The organism is Thalassospira lucentensis, assembly GCF_001613805.1.
Lineage (GTDB): Bacteria > Pseudomonadota > Alphaproteobacteria > Rhodospirillales > Thalassospiraceae > Thalassospira > Thalassospira lucentensis_A.
Genome location: NZ_LPVY01000005.1, coordinates 205996 through 224969, shown reverse-complemented (window position 1 = coordinate 224969; position 18974 = coordinate 205996). Strand labels below are relative to the sequence as shown.

18 protein-coding genes are annotated in these 18974 nt (G+C 53.8%); 11 read left to right on the top strand and 7 right to left on the bottom strand.

Annotated elements, in window-relative coordinates; genetic code table 11:
- Nucleotides 1-35 precede the first annotated feature (35 nt).
- From hisB to ade, 3 genes are all read right to left on the bottom strand, one after another.
- Complete coding sequence (hisB, locus tag AUP42_RS06260) at nt 36-635, bottom strand: imidazoleglycerol-phosphate dehydratase HisB (RefSeq protein WP_062949962.1); 600 nt, start codon at nt 633-635, stop codon at nt 36-38.
- Between the two features lie 148 nt (nt 636-783).
- Nucleotides 784-2916: an adenylate/guanylate cyclase domain-containing protein gene (locus tag AUP42_RS06255; RefSeq protein WP_156484569.1), complete on the bottom strand. Its 2133-nt coding sequence runs from the start codon at nt 2914-2916 to the stop codon at nt 784-786.
- 122 nt (nt 2917-3038) lie between these two features.
- Nucleotides 3039-4769, bottom strand: coding sequence for an adenine deaminase (gene ade / locus AUP42_RS06250; RefSeq protein WP_062949960.1), 1731 nt, complete (start codon nt 4767-4769; stop codon nt 3039-3041).
- Nucleotides 4770-4976: 207 nt separating this feature from the next.
- Here ade and hslV point away from each other — a divergent pair, with 207 nt between their 5' ends.
- Together hslV and hslU are read left to right on the top strand one after the other, a co-directional pair.
- Nucleotides 4977-5537 (top strand): ATP-dependent protease subunit HslV, encoded by a 561-nt coding sequence (gene hslV, locus AUP42_RS06245; RefSeq protein ID WP_007088462.1) that lies wholly within the window; start codon nt 4977-4979, stop codon nt 5535-5537.
- 58 nt (nt 5538-5595) lie between these two features.
- The gene (gene hslU, locus AUP42_RS06240) at nt 5596-6906 is read left to right on the top strand and encodes an ATP-dependent protease ATPase subunit HslU (RefSeq protein WP_062949959.1); all 1311 of its coding nucleotides are present in this window, start codon (nt 5596-5598) and stop codon (nt 6904-6906) included.
- A gap of 84 nt (nt 6907-6990) precedes the next feature.
- Here hslU and AUP42_RS06235 read toward each other — a convergent pair whose 3' ends face one another.
- A complete protein-coding gene (locus AUP42_RS06235; RefSeq protein ID WP_062949958.1) occupies nt 6991-8400 on the bottom strand; it encodes an ATP-binding protein in 1410 nt (469 codons plus the stop codon).
- A gap of 246 nt (nt 8401-8646) precedes the next feature.
- Complete coding sequence (locus tag AUP42_RS06230) at nt 8647-9228, bottom strand: malonic semialdehyde reductase (RefSeq protein ID WP_062949956.1); 582 nt, start codon at nt 9226-9228, stop codon at nt 8647-8649.
- Nucleotides 9229-9441: 213 nt separating this feature from the next.
- On the opposite strand from AUP42_RS06230, the gene AUP42_RS06220 reads away from it, so the two are divergent.
- The 7 genes from AUP42_RS06220 to AUP42_RS06190 all read left to right on the top strand — a co-directional run bounded on the left by AUP42_RS06220 (nt 9442) and on the right by AUP42_RS06190 (nt 15574).
- Complete coding sequence (locus AUP42_RS06220) at nt 9442-10560, top strand: polysaccharide deacetylase family protein (protein ID WP_082824697.1); 1119 nt, start codon at nt 9442-9444, stop codon at nt 10558-10560.
- Between the two features lie 145 nt (nt 10561-10705).
- Nucleotides 10706-11923, top strand: a complete 1218-nt coding sequence (gene coaBC / locus AUP42_RS06215; RefSeq protein WP_062950531.1) for a bifunctional phosphopantothenoylcysteine decarboxylase/phosphopantothenate--cysteine ligase CoaBC — start codon at nt 10706-10708, stop codon at nt 11921-11923.
- 69 nt (nt 11924-11992) lie between these two features.
- Nucleotides 11993-12466, top strand: coding sequence for a dUTP diphosphatase (dut, locus tag AUP42_RS06210; RefSeq protein WP_062949949.1), 474 nt, complete (start codon nt 11993-11995; stop codon nt 12464-12466).
- Between the two features lie 139 nt (nt 12467-12605).
- Nucleotides 12606-13061 carry an RrF2 family transcriptional regulator gene (locus AUP42_RS06205; RefSeq protein ID WP_062950528.1) on the top strand — a complete coding sequence of 152 codons (456 nt, stop codon included), beginning with the start codon at nt 12606-12608 and terminating at the stop codon, nt 13059-13061.
- A gap of 204 nt (nt 13062-13265) precedes the next feature.
- Entirely contained in the window at nt 13266-14216 is a 951-nt protein-coding gene (cysK, locus tag AUP42_RS06200; RefSeq protein ID WP_062949947.1) for a cysteine synthase A, read from the top strand.
- A gap of 121 nt (nt 14217-14337) precedes the next feature.
- A complete protein-coding gene (locus AUP42_RS06195) occupies nt 14338-15141 on the top strand; it encodes a HesA/MoeB/ThiF family protein (RefSeq protein WP_062949945.1) in 804 nt (267 codons plus the stop codon).
- On the top strand, nt 15131-15574 hold the full coding sequence (locus AUP42_RS06190) for a DsrE family protein (RefSeq protein ID WP_062949943.1): 444 nt from the start codon (nt 15131-15133) through the stop codon (nt 15572-15574). Before AUP42_RS06195 ends, AUP42_RS06190 begins: the two co-directional genes overlap by 11 nt.
- A 15-nt stretch (nt 15575-15589) precedes the next feature.
- Here AUP42_RS06190 and AUP42_RS06185 read toward each other — a convergent pair whose 3' ends face one another.
- Nucleotides 15590-16264, bottom strand: a complete 675-nt coding sequence (locus AUP42_RS06185; protein ID WP_062949942.1) for a LysE family translocator — start codon at nt 16262-16264, stop codon at nt 15590-15592.
- 81 nt (nt 16265-16345) lie between these two features.
- On the opposite strand from AUP42_RS06185, the gene AUP42_RS06180 reads away from it, so the two are divergent.
- Nucleotides 16346-17263, top strand: coding sequence for a LysR substrate-binding domain-containing protein (locus AUP42_RS06180; protein ID WP_062949940.1), 918 nt, complete (start codon nt 16346-16348; stop codon nt 17261-17263).
- 66 nt (nt 17264-17329) lie between these two features.
- Nucleotides 17330-17899 carry an MgtC/SapB family protein gene (locus AUP42_RS06175; RefSeq protein WP_231858174.1) on the top strand — a complete coding sequence of 190 codons (570 nt, stop codon included), beginning with the start codon at nt 17330-17332 and terminating at the stop codon, nt 17897-17899.
- 10 nt (nt 17900-17909) lie between these two features.
- Here AUP42_RS06175 and AUP42_RS06170 read toward each other — a convergent pair whose 3' ends face one another.
- The gene (locus tag AUP42_RS06170; protein WP_062949938.1) at nt 17910-18950 is read right to left on the bottom strand and encodes a LacI family DNA-binding transcriptional regulator; all 1041 of its coding nucleotides are present in this window, start codon (nt 18948-18950) and stop codon (nt 17910-17912) included.
- Between the last annotated feature and the right edge of the window lie 24 nt (nt 18951-18974).

Here is an 18974-nt window from a genome sequence, read left to right as displayed (position 1 = left end):
CGGTCATTCGGATCTGATCAGGGGCATTTGGCGGGTTAAAGCGACCCACCCAGAACACCCTTGGTCGAGGGAATGGCATCGGATTTGCGCGGATCGATTTCGATCGCACTGCGCAGGGACCTCGCCAGCGCCTTAAAGGCACTTTCGACGATATGATGGTTGTTATCGCCATACAGGTTTTTGACATGCAGCGTCAGACCTGCTGCCTGGGCAAAGCCCTGGAACCATTCGCGGAACAGTTCGGTGTCCATATCGCCAAGTTTGTCGCGGGTAAATTCGACATTCCAGATCAGATAGGGGCGGTTTGAACAATCCAGCGCGACGCAGGTCAGCGCCTCGTCCATCGGAAGCAGGCAGCTGCCGTAACGATTGATGCCCTTTTTGTCGCCCAGTGCCTGAGAGAAGGCCTGACCAATTGCGATACCGGTATCTTCGGTGGTGTGATGGAAATCGATATGCAGGTCGCCCTTGGCCCGGACTTTAAGGTCCATCAGGCTATGGCGTGAAAGCTGTTCGAGCATGTGATCAAGGAAGCCAACCCCGGTCTCGACATCATAGATGCCGGTTCCGTCAAGATTAAGCTCGACCGTGATCTGTGTTTCGTTGGTATTGCGCTCTACGCGGGCCTTGCGCATGCAAAGCTCCTTTCCTGCAGGTATCGATGCATCTGTTGGGTCGTATTTAGCAATAACAGCAGCGAAAAGCCAGTTTAACCGGCTACGCATTGGCCGCAAATATGTCCGGAGCCTGCAGTTGGCCGGGTCGGGTTGCTTAGCGGGAGGTTTATTTGGTTTCGATATGGGAAACGCCACCCCAGTCGCTAGGTGGTGGTGACTTTATGAATTGTCGGCAACGTTTGATATAGATCGAAACAAGTTTGTCCACGCTCGCGTGCGTTTTCAGGGCATTAAAGGCTTCCAAAGACTCTTGCCAGTTGCGGTTTCGATAAAGCGTCATGCATGCGTTCCACTTGGAGACCTCGTCATATTGTTCTTTGGTGGCAGAGAGGTCACTATTTGCTTCGTCCTTTTCGCCCAACAGCTCAAAAATATCGACTGGAAGGGTTGTGCCAACCGGGGAAACGCGGTCCACAAAACGAAACAGGAAGTTTTCCTGTGCTTTTCGGGCGATGGTGCCGCTGGCGAGAATGCGGGTGCCATAAATTTTGTTCAGCCCCTCTATCCGGGAGGCAAGATTAACCGCTGCACCCAATGCGGTATATTGAATGCGACTTTTCGACCCAACATTGCCAACCACGACCTGATCGCAATGCAGACCGAACCGTGTACGTAGGGGAAACAGTTCCGACTGGCTGGAAATCGAATTCAATTGCCGTCCGGCATGTCGGCAGGCCAATGCAGCCCGGCAGGCATGAACGGCATGATCCGGGTCCGTTGTCGGGGCGTTCCAGAAAGCCATGATCGCATCGCCAATATATTTGTCGATCGTGCCGTTGCCATTGGCGGTGATTTCCTTTTCCATGGCCGCAAAGTAGTTTGACAGTTCAAGCATCAATGCCGTTGGCGCATAGCTTTCGGTCTTGCCGGTAAAGCCCTCAATATCGGTAAACATGATCGACAATTCGCGCGATGTACCTCCGATTTCGACGGGGTGGCCAGAGGCAACAATCGACTTCACCAGATCAACAGGTACGTAAGAGCCAAAGTTCTTCAGACTTACTTTCATATTCGATACCGCATTGGCCAGCGCACTGACTTCGTAAATATGGGACGACATCTGAAAGTCGCCTTCAAGATCGAAATGGCCGACTTTCTCGGCCTCCAACGCTACGGCATTAAGCTGGCGGCTTAGCATGCGCGATATGATAACGATCAGAATAACGGTAACAACGATGATGATTGCCGCAATCTGCAAAACGTTTCGGGTGGTTTCCTTGATGGCACCGACAAATTCATCTTCGGGTACGATGAAGCCAAGTGTTGGGGAAATACCAAATAATTCGGGAATGGGCGCTGCGGATGCCAGGTATCTACGCCCATCTTTGGTTCCTGTGAAGTTGAAGAAAGTCTCGCGACTTTTTATCCATTGCGTAATCGCCGTTTCGACAATGGAATCATCAATTTTACGATTACCGGCTTCGGTAAATTTCAGATCGGTGGCATCGTCACGTGTCCCGCTATAAGCGATGACACCATCCTCCCTATCAAGAAGAAAGACGCGGCCTTCGTTGCCTATCCGGATGTCGTTCAGGATGTTTGTAATCTTGTCCATTGTCAGGTCCGCGCCGACAACACCCAAGAGTTTTCCGTCGGTATCTGTCACCCGTTTGGCAAAGGTAACCCCAGGTTTTCCGGTGCTATTAAAAATGTAGAAGCTACTTACGAAAATCTCGTCTTGCTTACGTGCACCTTCGTACCAAGGGCGGGTTCTGGGATCATATTCAACGTTGATCTTTTCGCGCCCTGTAACCGTTCCCCAAGATGACTGATACAGGAACGTTTCGATCATATCATTGATCGGGCCGTCGATTGTGCGATAGATGATTTTGGTATTTGCGGGTAACGGGCTCTTGTTCGGACCAAATTCCGCAACGCCGACAGGGACTTGTACGACCTGATAAAATTGCCCTTGATCCTCAAGGCCAAAGAACAAGCCGTAAATATAGGAATAGGGTTTGATCTGGCTTGCCATGACAGCCCCGCTACGCGGTTCGGTTATGGCTTCTGGGAAGGTTTTGATAAAATCAACGGTTGTTTCAACCACTTGCCCGACCGGGACGATCACATTTATCAGGTTTTCAACCGTATTTTCCCGCGCGGAGGTCATCTCGGATCGCGCTGTTTCCAATGCAAGCCGGTGATTACTTTGGTAAAGAATGGCAACAGTGATCCCGATCATGAATACCGCGATTGCTGTGAACGCGGTGGTCACACCTATTTGCAGTCTGATCTTCACATGTTCACCCCATCGTCAATTCCCGGGATCAGATATTTCTTTTCCGGGTTGAAGATTGGTATGTGGTATTGCGCGTTAGGATGAAAACCCATCCATTAGAACAGGCTAAAGGTGCCAAAAGGTCAGACAAAGTCAAACTTGTCGACGTCAAACAGGCCTTTGTCGGTCATTTTCAGATGCGGGATTACCGGCAAGGCCAGGAAGGCGACTTGAAGGAACGGTTCGGGCAAAACACAGCCAAGATCCTTGGCCGCAGCGCGCAGTGTGATCAGGTCGTTTTCGACGACCTCGAACGGTTCCATGCTCATCAGTCCGGCGACCGGTAACGCCAGTTCGGCCGTGATCCTGCCGCCATCTGCAACGGCAAAGCCGCCACCCAATTCGATCAGGCGATTGACGGCGGCGGCCATATCCGCGTCATTGGCACCGACCACGGTGATATTGTGGCTGTCATGGCCGATCGAAGATGCAATTGCCCCGCGTTTCAGACCAAAACCACGGACGAAACTGCGCCCGATATTTCCGTTCTTGCCATGGCGTTCGATGACGGCCACCTTGATCACATCGTTTTCAAGATCGGGCGTCAGGCCGTTTTCACCAATTTCGAGGGTGGCTTCATCCCGGAAGCTCAGGATCAGACCGGGTTTGACCTTGATCACCGGGGTCTGATTCTGGCCCGGTTTGGGCTTAGTCATGAAGGCCTCGACGTTGACCGGTTTGGCCTTCATTGATGTTAAACCAATTGGCGCAACGATTTCGCGGGCGTCAAACAGACCGTTGGTGACCAGTCGTCCACCGGCAATCACGTCGCTGACCGCACAGGTTTCCAGATCATCAAGGATCGCGATATCGGCCCGCCAACCGGGCCCGATCAGGCCGCGGTCACGTAGCCCGAAAATACGGGCCGCCGAATGCGATGCCGCGCGATAGACATGATGGATTGGGCAATTACGTGCCTTTAAATGACCGATTAATCTTTCAATAAGGCTATCAATATGACCTTCTTCGCCGATATCAAGCGGATTGCGGTCGTCCGTGCACAGTGCAACGAAGCTTGAAGTGTTTTCATCAAGGATTTCGGCCAGTGCCTCAAGATCCTTGGAAACCGATCCTTCGCGGATCAGGATCGCCATGCCTTTGGCAAGCTTTTCGCGCGCTTCGGCGGCGGATGTTGCCTCGTGATCGGTGCGAATGCCCGCAGCCATATAGCCGTTCAGTGCAGTGCCCAGAACCAGTGGTGCGTGACCGTCAATGTGACCATCCTGAAAGGCTTCAAGTTTTGCCATGATGCCGGGATCAAGGTTCAGCACACCGGGATAATTCATCATTTCTGCCAGCCCGATGACTTTGGGGTGGTTTCGGAATGACAGAAGATCATCGATTTCAAGCTGCGCACCCGATGTTTCAAAGCCGGTAGCAGGAACGCAGGATGACAGATTGACGCGGATATCCATCACGGACCGTTCGGCGCAATCCAGAAAGTATCTGATTCCGTCTGCGCCCAGAACATTGGCAATTTCATGGGGATCACACAGGACCGTGGTCACACCATGCGGTAAGACGCAGCGATCAAATTCAAGCGGTGTGACGAGCGAGCTTTCGATATGCAGATGCGTGTCGATGAAGCCCGGAACGGCGAATTTGCCGGTACAGTCAATTTCGCGATCACCTTCGTATTTGGCGTGGGTGCCGACAATCCGGTCGCCGACAATGGCAATGTCGGTTTCAGTTACTTTGCCGGTGATGACATCAAGCAATCCGATATTGCGCAGGACCAGATCGGCCTTGATTCTGCCCTGACCGGCCAGAACGCATTTGCCAAGATGGGTGTGGGCAAGGTCGGGATTGCTCATGACTATCGTCCTTCATTCTTTGAAATTCTTTTATCGACCAAGGGTAAAGCATGTGGCGGCGATACGCCCTGAATTTTTTAACCTCTTTCGCTTTGAAACAGTGTTTGTGAATCGGCAATTGTGGTTCGCGGGGCTTGGCCCTTGACCGGGCGGTTGTGCGTGCTAACTCTTGATCGAATGCATTGGATGAAAATCTAGGGATTATTTATGAGCGAAAAATCGCAGCCGAGCTGGCATGGCACGACGATCCTGTCGGTGCGCAAGGGCAATGAAGTGGTGGTTGCCGGTGATGGTCAGGTTTCTTTGGGCCAGACCGTGATCAAGGGTAACGCCCGCAAAGTGCGCCGCATCGGCCAGAAAGGCGAGATCATCGTCGGATTTGCCGGGGCGACGGCGGATGCCTTTACCCTTTTGGAACGTCTTGAAGCCAAGCTGGATCGTCATCCGGGCCAGACCATGCGCGCCTGTGTTGAGCTGGCCAAGGATTGGCGCACGGATCGTTATCTGCGCAAGCTTGAAGCAATGATGGCGGTGGCCGACAAGGATGTTTCGCTGGTGCTGACCGGGATGGGTGATGTGCTTGAACCCGAAGACGGCATTATTGCCATCGGATCGGGCGGGAACTATGCGCTTGCTGCCGCGCGGGCTCTGATTGATCTGGACCTGAGTGCCGAGGAAATTGCCCGCAAAGCCATGGCGATTGCCGGCGATATCTGTGTTTACACCAATGACAGCGTTACGCTGGAAAAGATCGAGGATGCGAAATAAGGGTGCCGTTTCGGGCCTGACATCGCATTTCCGTCGCAAGAACTAACGGATAAATTTAATGACCCAACATTTCAGCCCGCGCGAGATCGTATCCGAACTTGATCGCCATATTATCGGCCAGAAAGATGCCAAGCGCGCGGTCGCCATTGCCTTGCGCAACCGCTGGCGGCGTCAACAACTTGACGACAATATGCGCAATGAAGTGCTGCCCAAAAACATTCTGATGATCGGTCCGACCGGCGTCGGTAAAACCGAAATTGCACGCCGTCTTGCCAAACTGGCAGAAGCCCCGTTCATCAAGATCGAAGCCACCAAATTCACCGAAGTCGGTTATGTCGGCCGTGATGTCGAACAGATTGTTCGCGACCTGCTGGAAGTGTCGTTGGACCTTACGCGCGAAAGCATGCGCAAGAAAGTCCGTGCCAAGGCTGAAATGCAAGCCGAAGAACGCATTCTGGATGGTCTGGTTGGTGAAAATGCATCGGCCGATACCCGCCAGAAATTCCGCAAGATGCTGCGCGAAGGCGAATTGCAGGACAAGGAGATTGAAATCCATGTCCAGGAAAGCAGTTCATCCTCGATGCCGACCATCGATATTCCGGGGATGCCGGGGGCACAGATGGGGATGCTTAACCTGTCGGACGTGTTTGGCAAGGCATTCGGCGGTCAGACCAAACCAAAACGCATGACCGTCGAGGAAGCGTTTGAACGCCTGATCGACGAAGAAGGCGACAAGCTTCTGGATATGGACAAGGTCACTGCCGAGGCGATCGAGAATGTCGAGCAGAATGGCATAGTGTTCCTTGACGAGATCGACAAGATCACTGCACGATCCGAACGTGGCGGCGATGTATCGCGCGAAGGTGTCCAGCGTGATTTGCTGCCGCTGATCGAAGGTACAAGCGTTTCGACCAAGCATGGCACGGTCAAGACCGATCATATCCTATTCATCTGTTCGGGCGCATTCCATCTGGCAAAGCCTTCTGACCTGCTGCCGGAATTGCAAGGCCGGTTGCCGATCCGAGTCGAGCTGAAAGCCCTGACCGAGGAAGATTTCCGCCGTATTCTGATGGAACCGGAAGCGTCCCTGATCAAACAGTATGTCGCACTGTTGAAAACCGAGGATGTTACGCTGGAATTTACCGACGATGCAGTTGATGAACTTGCCCGCATTTCGGCCAGCGTCAATGAAACCGTGGAAAATATCGGCGCACGTCGACTGCATACGGTGTTGGAAAAGCTTTTGGATGACATCAGCTTTACCGCGACCGACCGGGGTGGTGAGACGGTCAAGATTGATGCGAATTACGTCCGCGAACAGGTCGATGGGCTTGCCAAGGATGCAGACCTTTCGAAATTCATTCTTTGATCCTTGGCGATAGCGAAAAACAAAAGACCGGCATAAAAATGCCGGTCTTTTTATTTCATGCGAGATATTCAGGTCTTCCCTGAATCAGGCTCGATGCAAGGTCCGGATATTATCGCTGGCCTTGGCAGGCAGATAGACCGTAAAGACCGATCCGACGCCCTGTTCGCTGTCGATAGTCATTGTGCCGCGGTGGCGCTGCACCAGATGTTTAACGATGGCAAGACCAAGACCAGTGCCGCCAACGGCCCGCGACCGCGCCGTATCCACTCGGTAAAACCGTTCGGTCAGGCGTGGCAGGTGTTCGCGTGCGATCCCGTCTGAATGATCCCGAATGGCGACGGCCAGAACACGGTCATGCCGGTAACGGGCTAATGCACCGGGGGTGTTTTTGGCCAATGTGATCGAGACATCAATACTGGTTTTGGGGTGACCGTATTTGATGGCGTTTTCGACCAGATTGACGAAAACCTGCGTCATTTCCTTTTCCTCGCCAACAATTTCCGTGTTGTCGAGTTCGCAGGAAACCTTGATTTCCATGCCTTTCGCTTCGGCTTTCATGGCGAGAGTTTGTGCGACTTTGTCGATGATCCTGCCGATATCGCAGTCATCGGATGGCGGAGTATGTTCGTTCAACTCAATCCGGGCGAGTGACAGCAAATCTTCGATCAGATGCTGCATGCGCTGTCCCTGATCACGCATGACCGGCAGGAACTGGTTCAGGGCATCGGGATCATCCTTGGCCGGGCCTTCAAGCGTTTCGATAAAGCCCAGCAACACTGAAAGTGGTGTGCGCAATTCATGCCCGGCATCGGTTGCGAAATCGGCACGCATTTGTTCAAGCTTGCGAAGTTCGGTCAGGTCCGAGAAGGACAGAACAAAGTTCCGATCGCCGGTTGCGGCGGGCAACCGTGCGGTTAGCACATCGAAATGACGATGGGCATCACTTGCCAGTACAAATTCGGCATGTTTCATCTGCTCGCGTTCGCCCGCGACATCATCAAAGGCGTCCAGCAGGATCGGATCGCGGATATAGCGTGTCAGATCACGACCGATTTCCAAATTGTGGAACAGGCCACGCGCCGCCTGGTTAAAGCCGGTAACAACGCGTTGCCGGTTCACCATCACTACCGGGTTTGGCAGGTGGTCGAGAATTTCGGCATCCGTACTGGTTTGCGCTTCGAGATGGGCGATGCGTTCGCGAAACGTGCTGGCGATCTGGGTATAAAGAGACGATAGTTCGGACGCGGCACCGAAAGAGAGATGCTGTGGCGGTGTGCCACGGAACTTGTCACGCAAAGCCATGGCGTAGCGTGCTACACGGCGCAAATCGCCAAAATAGATGCGCAGGACCCCGGCAATCCCCAGCCATGCCAGCGTTGCACACAGGATCGCCGTGCCCCAGCCAAGCAACTCCATCGCCGCCAGAATGATAAATATCGTGGCAGTCGGGAATCCAACCGCAAACGCGGTCATTAACAATTGGCGAAAGCCCAACGGATGCTCCTGATGTTGGGGATCTGTGCCGGTACGCGTTAACGCATGCAAAAAATTTGGACTAAAATGATTATGCGCCAGTAAAGATCAAATAAAAGTTAGATGACAGTTTTCAAGCATCGGAAAAGCTTGAAAAAATACGTCGTCTGAACCGTGATCATACATGCGTATAAGCCGGGTTTGCCAATAAATATGCAAATGCGTTAACGCCGTTGTCCCGCGCCGGTTATGACCTCCGATAGCAAATCAGAGAATTTCGGCTCCTTCGTCAAACGCAAGACGTGGGCTGCGGGCAAACAGTTTTGACGCATCACCATAGCCGATATTGATCAGGAAATTGCTTTTGACCGGGGTACCGGCAAAAAATTCGGCATCGACCTTGGCATTGTCAAAACCTGACATCGGGCCGCAATCAAGGCCCATAGCCCGCAACGCAATAATGAAATAACCGGCCTGTAGCGTACCATTGCGAAATGCGGTAGCGGCAATTGCATCATCCTTGCCGGCAAACCACGATCTCGCATCTGTATGCGGGAAGAGTTGCGGCAGTTTTTCATAGAATTCCATGTCATGGGCGATAATGGCAGTCACGGGTGCTGCCATGGTTTTTTCAAGATTTCCTTCAGAAAGTGCAGGTTTCAGCCGTTCTTTGGCTTCGGGTGATTTGACGAACTTAATCCGCATCGGCTCGCAGTTTGCACTGGTCGGACCCATGACGGTAAGGTCCCATGCCTTTTTTAGCAGAGCCGTATCGACGTCACGATCCTGCCAGCAATTGTGGGTTCGGGCTTTGTTGAAAAGGATGTCGAGTGCGTCGGAATCAAGCATGCGAATCTCCGTTAATGCTGCGGTTGAAACAGGTATCCTGAAGTTAGGCTGCGGAGGACTATACACAAGCGCAGTGACGAAATTGTGGAAAAACAATTGGTTCGCTGGTACGTTCACAAAAAACACAATTACCGGAAACCATGAAATCAAGGCTGTGGTTTTGGGGGCTGCAGTGACCAATGAGTGGGGTCGCAAATAAAGATGGATGTGGCAATGCAATCACAGACCAATGTGCAGCAAAATTCTGACGCTGTTGTGTGCGCCAATGGCGTGAATATGTTTCGTTGCATGGTATTTGGTGCGGCCTTTGCGATTGGCCTGACGGCTGGAGTTTCGCCGGGGATTGCGCAGGAAGCCAGCACAAGTGGTGCAACCACCTCCGCAGAATCACCGTCAGGTAATGCAAACTCGGCCGTTGTCTTCATGTATCACCGGTTTGCGGAAACCGATTACCCGTCGACCAATATTCGCGGGCCGCAATTTGAAGCACATATTCGCGAGCTGACAAACGGAAAATACACGGTGATGGGTGTCCCCGAAATCATCGATGCCATGCAAAACGGCAAAGGATTGCCTGATTACGCTATCGGTATCACCGTCGATGATGCCTACCGGTCTGTGTATGATGTTGCGTGGCCAGCGTTTAAAAAGCACAACCTGCCGATGACAATATTTGTTTCGAGTGAGCAGGTCGATGCCGGGTACGAGAACTACATGACCTGGGATATGTTGCGCGAGATGGTCAAAGACGGGGTTACCATTGGCGGCCACAGCCAGCATCATTCGCATTTGCCGAGCTTGTCGATCGAGGAAGTGAAAGCGGAACTTGCGCATTCTGCCCGGCGCTTCAAGGAAGAACTGGGCTTTGTTCCGGACATTTTTGCGTATCCTTACGGGGAAGCCAGTGATGATGTGATCGCGGCGGTTAAGGAGGCTGGTTACAAGGCGGCATTTGGCCAGCAAAGCGGTGCCATGAGCACAGAATCGGATATAATGTATCTGCCGCGTTTTGCGATGAACGAGAATTATGGCGAGATGGACCGCTTTACGCTGGCAGCCAATTCATTGCCACTACCGGTCAGCGATGTCACTCCGCCAAATTATACGCTTGAACGTAACCCGCCAGCGTTCGGATTCACGTTGAAGGAAAAGACAGGTGATGTCGCCTGTTACCCGTCGGAGGGTGAGCCGACCATGAACCGGCTGGGCGAAGAACGGGTTGAAATTCGGCTGGATGCCCCGGTTTCGTCAGGACGGTGGCGGATCAATTGCACCTCGATGGGGCCGAATGGCCGGTGGCGCTGGTTCGGAATGCTTTATACCGTTCCGTGATAGATTGTTGAAAATAAATAGTAAAACAACGCCATAGGTTTTACGAACCTGTGGCGTTTTTTCTGATCATTTTGGACGCTTGCACGGGATCAACGGAGAAGGTAGGTTAACCACACTTCTTCAACGTAAATAGTTGGTAACCACAGTGCTGGCAGGAAAAAATATCCTTCTGATCATCTCGGGCGGCATTGCTGCCTATAAGGTTCTTGAGGTGATCCGACGCTTGCGCGACCGGAAGATCAATATCCGTGCGATCCTGACCAAAGGCGGTGCGGAATTCGTAACCCCGCTTTCGGTGGCCGCCCTGACTGAGAACAAGGTTTATCAGGATCTTTTTTCCCTGACCGATGAGGCCGAAATGGGCCATATCCGCCTGTCGCGTGAGGCTGACCTTGTGCTGGTCGCCCCGGCAAGTGCGGATATTCTTGCCAAAATGGCGACTGGACAGGCGGGCGATCTGGCGACGACGGCCCTGCTTGCGACCAACAAGCCGGTGATGGTTGTACCAGCGATGAATGTCGAAATGTGGAATCACGCAGCGACACAGGCAAATATCGCGACTCTTGAAGGACGTGGTGTAATACGGATTGGTCCGGCGGCGGGTGATTTGGCTTGCGGTGAAACCGGATCGGGCCGTCTGGCGGAACCTGCCGAAATTATTGCGGCGGTTTTTGATTTTCTGGAAGGCCAGCCAGCCGGAAAGCCGCTTGCTGGGAGAAAGGCAGTTGTGACCAGCGGTCCGACACACGAACCGATTGATCCGGTGCGATACATCGCCAACCGCTCGTCGGGCAAGCAGGGTCATGCAATAGCCGCGGCACTTGCTGTTGCTGGAGCCGATGTGACGCTGGTGAGCGGACCGGTCAGCTTGCCTGATCCGACGGGGGTAAAGGTTGTACGGATCGAAACGGCCCGGCAGATGCTGGATGCTGTGCAGGCTGCCTTGCCCGCCGATATTGCGGTATGTGCCGCCGCGGTTGCCGATTGGCGTGTGGCCGCAGAAGCCGGTCAGAAACTAAAAAAAGATGGGTCGGGTGTGATTCCGGACCTGAAGCTTTCGGAAAATCCGGATATTTTGGCGACCATCAGCCAGAAAGGGCCAAAACGCCCGGATCTGGTTGTTGGTTTTGCAGCCGAAACAGAAAATGTTATCGAACATGCCCGCGCCAAGCGGGCGCGCAAGGGATGCGACTGGATTCTTGCCAATGATGTGGCGCCCGGTACGGGCACCTTTGGTGGTGATCACAATGAAGTTTTCCTGATTTCCGGCGCGGATGGTGCCAGTGACGAGGTCTGGCCCCGGCAGGGCAAGGCCGGTGTCGCACGTGCGCTTGTGCAACGGATTTCCCGGCATTTTGCCTGATTTGAATAGCTTGATAACCCGCTGCATGTCCAAGGCGTGCAGCCAGAAATATGAAGACAAGGAACTTTTATGACGCGTTTGACTGTCGATCTGAAACAGTTGCCCCATGGTGCAGATTTCCCGCTGCCTGACTATGCCACCGCACAGTCGGCGGCCGTCGATCTGCAGGCGGCGATTGACGATACGCTTGTGATCGCGCCGGGTAAACGGGCCATGGTCGAAACCGGAGTCGCGATTGCCCTGCCAGCCGGGTTTGAAGCACAGGTTCGTCCGCGTTCGGGGTTGGCGGCGAAGAACGGTGTGACGGTTCTCAATAGCCCGGGAACGATTGACGCTGATTACCGCGGGGAAATCAAAGTGATCCTGATCAATCACGGGGATGAGGCATTTACCATCGAACGTGGTATGCGCATTGCCCAGCTTGTGGTCGCGCCGGTGACGCAGGTGGCATGGAATGCGGTTGCCGATCTGGATGAAACGGCGCGTGGTGCCGGTGGTTTCGGATCTACCGGTGTTGCCGCACCGGCAGGTAAAACGGACTGATTACCGTTAAAGGTAGCAGCAATATCACCGAGGAATATGGGTCGGTTGGTGATGTTGCTGCCTTGTGAACTCTGAAAATGGCTGGTCCCAGTACTTCCGGGGGGATCGACGGGACCGCAAGGGGAGTATGAAAGAAACGATGTTAAAACTGTCAAAGAAGATGCTGTTTGCCATCGAGGCGGTGGTGGACATTGCCTATAACGCCGCAGGTGAGCCAGTGCAAAGCCGTGACATCACCGCGCGCCAGGGTATTCCGAAACGCTATCTTGAACAGACTTTGCAGCAGCTGGTGCGTGCCGACATTCTTGTCGGTGTGCGTGGTCCGCGTGGCGGCTATCGTCTGGCACGTGAACGTCGTCGTATCACCCTTGCCGATATCGTGTCGGTCATCCGGTCGATGGAAACATCCGATGACCCGATCGAGGATCCGGCAGGATCTCCGTTGGGTAAGGAAGTCGTGCGCCCGCTTTGGCGTGAATTACAGGACGAAATGATGGTGTCGCTGACCCGGATCACGGTCGAAGATTTATGTAATAGAGCACGTGACGCTGGTCTGCGAAGCGGGATCGAGGAATCCCCGGATTTCATCATTTAATCGTCGGAACAGGCTGCGGATTGTTGTATCGTTAAACCACAAGAATCCGCTGCGGTTCACATCTGATACACAGGCATCAGGAAACCAGCCCAACCGGGATTTACGTAAAAACTGTTTAAACCCGATTGACTTGGGTGTTAAACGGGATAAATACAAAATCAGAATGTGGTTGGTTTTAAATTACAAGAAATTGCGAGGAAAAACATGACTGAGTTTCGCGGCAAGATTTACGACAGCATCATCGACACCATCGGTGCGACGCCGCTGGTTCGTCTTTCACGTCTGGCGGCGGCCGAGGGTGTGAAGGCCGACCTGATTGGCAAGCTTGAATTCTTCAACCCGCTGGCCTCGGTCAAAGATCGTATCGGTCTCGCAATGATCGAGGATGCCGAAAAATCAGGACGCATCAAACCTGGTGCGACGCTGGTTGAACCGACTTCAGGTAATACCGGTATTGCGCTAGCTTTCGTGGCGGCGGCCAAGGGTTATAAACTGATCCTGACCATGCCTGAAAGCATGTCGCTGGAACGCCGCAAGATGCTGATGCTTCTGGGCGCGCAGATCGACCTGACCCCGGCTGCCAAGGGCATGAAGGGGGCGGTTGCCCGTGCCGAGGAACTGGTTGCCGAGATTGATGGCGCGATCATGCTTCAGCAGTTTGAAAACCCGGCAAACCCGGAAATTCATCGCAATACCACTGCCGAGGAAATCATCAAGGATACCGCCGGCAAGATCGATATCTTTGTTGCCGGTGTCGGTACCGGCGGGACATTGACCGGTGTTGGTGAAGTCCTGAAAAAGCATAACCCGAATATCCAGATTGTTGCGGTTGAACCGGAAGACAGCCCGGTTATTTCCGGTGGTGCACCGGGCCCGCATAAAATCCAGGGCATTGGTGCCGGTTTCATTCCGGGCAACCTTCATACCGATGTGATCGACAAGGTCATGACGATCGGAAACGAAACAGCCTTTGCCACTGCGCGCAAACTCGCAAGCATCGAAGGCCTGCCGACCGGCATTTCGTCCGGCGCGGCTGTTGCCGCTGGTATCGAGTTGGGTCAGTTGCCGGAAAACGAAGGCAAGCGCATTGTGGTTATCATCCCGAGCTTTGCCGAGCGTTACCTGTCGACCCCGCTGTTCGAAGGTCTGCAGTAATTCGGTTTTGCTGACCGAGTATCTTGTAAAAAAGGCCCGGAATTTTCCGGGCCTTTCTTGTCTGTGGCATGCGCGCTATATGCAATGGCAGATCGTTTGGACCGAATGAAAGAAACCGCCTGTGAGTGATTTTGATTTCAGCGAAAATGAAGTGCAGCGTTATGCCCGGCATATCGTCCTGAAGGATGTTGGCGGCACAGGCCAAATGAAGCTGAAGCGCGGGCGGGTTTTGATTGTGGGCGCAGGCGGACTTGGATCGCCCTTGGCGATGTATCTGGCGGCAGCCGGGGTCGGTACCATCGGGATCGTCGATGCCGATACGGTCGAACTTTCCAATCTGCAGCGTCAGATCGCGCATGGTATGAAAGACTTGGGCTCGCCCAAGGTCGAAAGTGCCAAGTCGACCATGCTTGATATGAACCCGGAAATCAGTGTGCAGACGCATAATGTGCGGCTTGATGCGTCCAATGTTATGGACCTGATTGCGGGTTATGATGTGATTGCCGATGGGTCGGACAATTTCGAAACACGATTCCTTCTAAACGATGCGTGCTATTTTGCGGGCAAAACGCTGGTATCGGGTGCGGCCCTCCGGTTTGACGGCCAGGTTGCGACATTCAAGGCGCATCAGGGCGATCCGCATCCCTGTTATCGCTGCATCTATCACAGTCCACCGCCCGAAGACGCCATTCCGTCCTGTGCCCAGGGCGGTGTCCTGGGCTCGGTCGTGGGAATGATTGGCGGGATTCAGGCAACCGAAATCCTCAAGGAATTGATGGGGATTGGCGATGGTCTGTCCGGCAGGCTTGTGATTGTCGATGCACTTGGTGCATCCTTCCGAAAGATCAAAGTCCCGCGTGATCCGGGCTGCCAGCTTTGTTCCGAAAATGCCAGCATCAAGGACCTGTCCATTCATGAGCACTGAAAACGCCAACCAGTCCGAAAGCCCGAAGAAACTGTCGCTGGTGGTGTTTTCCGGCAGCTTTGAAAAGGTTCATTACGCACTCGTAATGGCATCGGCAGCACTTGCATCCGGGCGCGAGGCAACCCTGTTTTTTACGATGGAAGCCAGTCGCGCCGTGTTGGCCCCTTCGGGCTGGCGTCACTTGCGGACCGAGGCCGAAGGGGCAACGGCTACCTCGATTGATCTCAGCTATTCCACACGCGGCATCGGCACGTTCGAGGAACTGCTGTCGGCCTGTGTGGCGCTGGATGGTAAGTTCATGGTTTGCGACATGGGCCTTCGCGCGCTTGGTCTGGAAAACGAAGCAAAGCGTGAAGAGCTCAAAATCGAGACGGGCGGCGTGGTAACGTTCCTTAATGACGCCCGTCAACAGGGCGAAATGCTTTTTATCTAAGAAACATTGATGAATTCAGTTGGTGCTTGTTAGTAGCTTGATGCCAAGTCCGGCAAGGCACAATCCCACACCACGTTCGATCCAGATTTTGATGGCTGCGATGCGCGCTTGCACCGAAGGCAATGTCAACGCAACCGCGACCAGCGCAAACCAGATCATGTGGCATGCTGCGATATAAAAACCGTATCCGATCTCCATCAAAACCGGTGTATCGGGAGAAATGACCTGACTGAACAACGAAACGATGAACAGCATCGTCTTGGGGTTCAGGGCATTGCAGACAAAACCGACCCAGAACGCGGATCCATTCCGTTTATGATTCGCTTTCGGCTTGTTGATGTTTTTGTTTGCCATTTGAGTCTGAATTTCGGTTGGATTTTTCGCCAATAAGGCCCGTATATCCGGCCAAAGTGCCGATATTCCCAGCCATATCAGATAGGCAGCACCCAGATAGCGTAAGCTGGTCAGAACCCAGACATTACTGGCAAACACAACGCCAAGCCCGATCAGCGTATAGGTAAGATGTACCGAAACACCGCTGCCGATCCCGATAGCGCACAACACACCAGCGCGACGACCACGTGCAAGTGCAATACGCGTCACCATGGCGAAATCCGGCCCGGGGCTGATAACGGCAAGAATGGTGATAATGGCGACGGCAATGACTTCGATCTGAGCAATGGCTGGCATGTTCGTGGTCCTTGATCTGAGAGATTATTCAGTATCAAATTGAAAAGATCGCCAGAAAAACGAAAATTCGTAGGGAATTTCGTGAGTAATATTCACAGAAAACGCAATCTGCCACCCCTTGCCGCTTTGCCCGCCTTTGAGGCAGCAGCGCGACACCAAAGCTTTTCGCGTGCTGCCGAGGAATTGCACCTGACGCACGGGGCGATCAGTCGCGCCGTGGCGCAGATCGAGGAACGGTTGGGTATTGATCTGTTTGTTCGTCGTAATCGGCGTGTCTGGTTAACTCAGGCAGGCGAAAGGCTTTTGAAGTCGGTGGCAACCGCACTGGACGGGCTTGATGGCGCTATCGAAGAAATTCACCGCCATGATAGTGCATCGCCGATCCTGTCGGTGTCGTGCGAGCCCAGCCTTGCCATGCGCTGGTTAATGCCAAGGCTGGGCGCGTTTCGCGAATCCAATCCTGACTTGAATATCGATCTACGGCTGGCTGGTGGCCCGGTTGATCTGCTGGTTGAGGGATGCGATGTGGCAATCCGGCGGGCTGATTTCGGTATCGGCGGGGATTACGAGGTAACGCGCCTTTGGCCGGAATTTGCCGGGCCGGTTTGTGACCCGGATTGTTGGGAAAACATTCTGGCTCGTGATTTGTCAAATGCCCGATGGTTACACAGTCGCACGCGACCTGATGCATGGGATGTCTGGAAACGGGCGAGTGGAAGCAATGCCAGCCCGACAAGCGAGCAATATTTTGACCATTTCTTTTTTACGCTTCAGGCAGCCGCCAATCGTTTGGGGACTGCAATCGGGCCCTTGCCTCTGGTTTATGATGATCTGGTTGCAGGGCGGCTTGTCGCCCCGCATGGTATGGCGCCTACCGGCTATGACTATGTTCTGATCACGTTGGATAGACCGGGGCGCGACCCGCGGATTTTACGATTCTTTGACTGGTTGATGGCCGAAGCCAAAGGGATTGAAGATGGCGCCGTGCCAAAAGGCTGATTCAAATCGCGGTGCCCGATTTGCTGGTGGCGGAACAATGCGGGAACAGGAGGCGTTTCGGTCTGTATGTCAAACAGATTGAAACGCGAACTGGATATGGGCATGACGGATCTTCCCTATTTTGCAACGGCTGAACGATATTTCGATATCGGCGTGATCGATATGGTTTTGCGCCTGTGTGCGGCAACCGTGATCGGAATGGTGATCGGCTTGAACCGTGATGTGAATGGCAAGCCGACCGGCATGCGCACATTGGCGCTGGTTGCGCTTGGTGCGGCGGTGGTGTCGGTTGTTGCGGTCCATTTTCAGGATCTGATCGATCATCCCGATGCGTTATCGCGCGTCGTGCAGGGGATTTTGCAAGGCGTTCTGACCGGGATCGGCTTTATAGGGGCGGGTGTGATCCTGCGCCAGCCAAAAGACATGTCGGTTAGCGGCCTGACAACGGCGGCCACCGTCTGGATCACGGCTGCCCTTGGTATCGCATGTGCTCTGGCGGCTTGGCATGTGGTGGTGATTGCGACGGTCTTGACGCTGATTGTCCTGATCGCCTTGAAACCGTTCGAACTTATGCTGGTTCGCCTTCTGGGCAACGAGCAAACCGTCGAGGATATCAAGGAAGACAAACAGGGATAGTCGGGTTTGATCAGAAATCCTCTCCCTCGCGGAAGGCGGCAAGATCGTCGATCCGTCGATAGGGTAAAAGCGTTTGCAGTTCTTCTGCCGGGGTACCGGTCATCAGGTCGTGCAAATGTTCCGAAAGCACTTTACCGACCTTGCGTTGTGGCTGGTAGTAATAGGCGAGCTTCTGTCTGGACAGCATGCGAAACGGCATGCCGCCAAAACCGACAATACCGATCCCGTCCCGTATCGTGTCCATGCCCAGTTCCAGCAATGCCTCCAGCGCACCAATCATGGTCATCTGGCTGGCGCACACCACGGCGGTTGCATCGCGCTGATTGGCAAACAGGCGGATAGTGGCTTCGCGCGCCGCACGGACGGACACGTCCGATGTCATCCAGATCAGGCTTTCTGGATCAAGTCCTGCCTCGATCATCGCGCGCCGCGCACCGCGTTTGCGATAGCCAAAAAAAGTCAGATCTTCGGGCGGATCAATCATGCCGATTTTGCGATGGCCATCATCAATCAGGCGTTTGACCGCATCATAAGCCGCTTGTTCATCGTCATGATCGACAAAGGCATGCGGGGTTAAAAGTTCCGTCCGGCCAAAACTGACAAAGGGAAAGTCATGTTGCAGGCAGTATTTGGCGCGGCTGTCCTGCAGGGTCGTGCGCGAAAATACAACTGCGTCGGCCATATGCTGCGTATGAACGCGGCGCACGGGTTCAAGCGGGTCTTCACTACTGGTCTGGGCAAGAACGACCAGTGAGTAATGATCGGCCTCCAGCCCCTTGGCGAGGCTTTCAACCTGAGCCAGAAAACCCGGGTCGCCGTAATCGCCGACTTCCGGGGAATACAAGATAGAACAGACCTGCATCGTCTTGCCAGTGCGCAGCATGACGCCGCGGGCATCGGGATGGTAGCCGATTTCGGTCGCCGCGGCTTTGACGCGGGCGACCGTATCGGGTTTGACCTCCGGCCCGTCTTTCAATGCACGCGAGACCGTCGTGACCGACAGGCCAAGACGATCGGCGATGGTGCGAAGGTTCGGGCGGGTGGCTGACATATACAGGTCCGTTCATTTATTCTT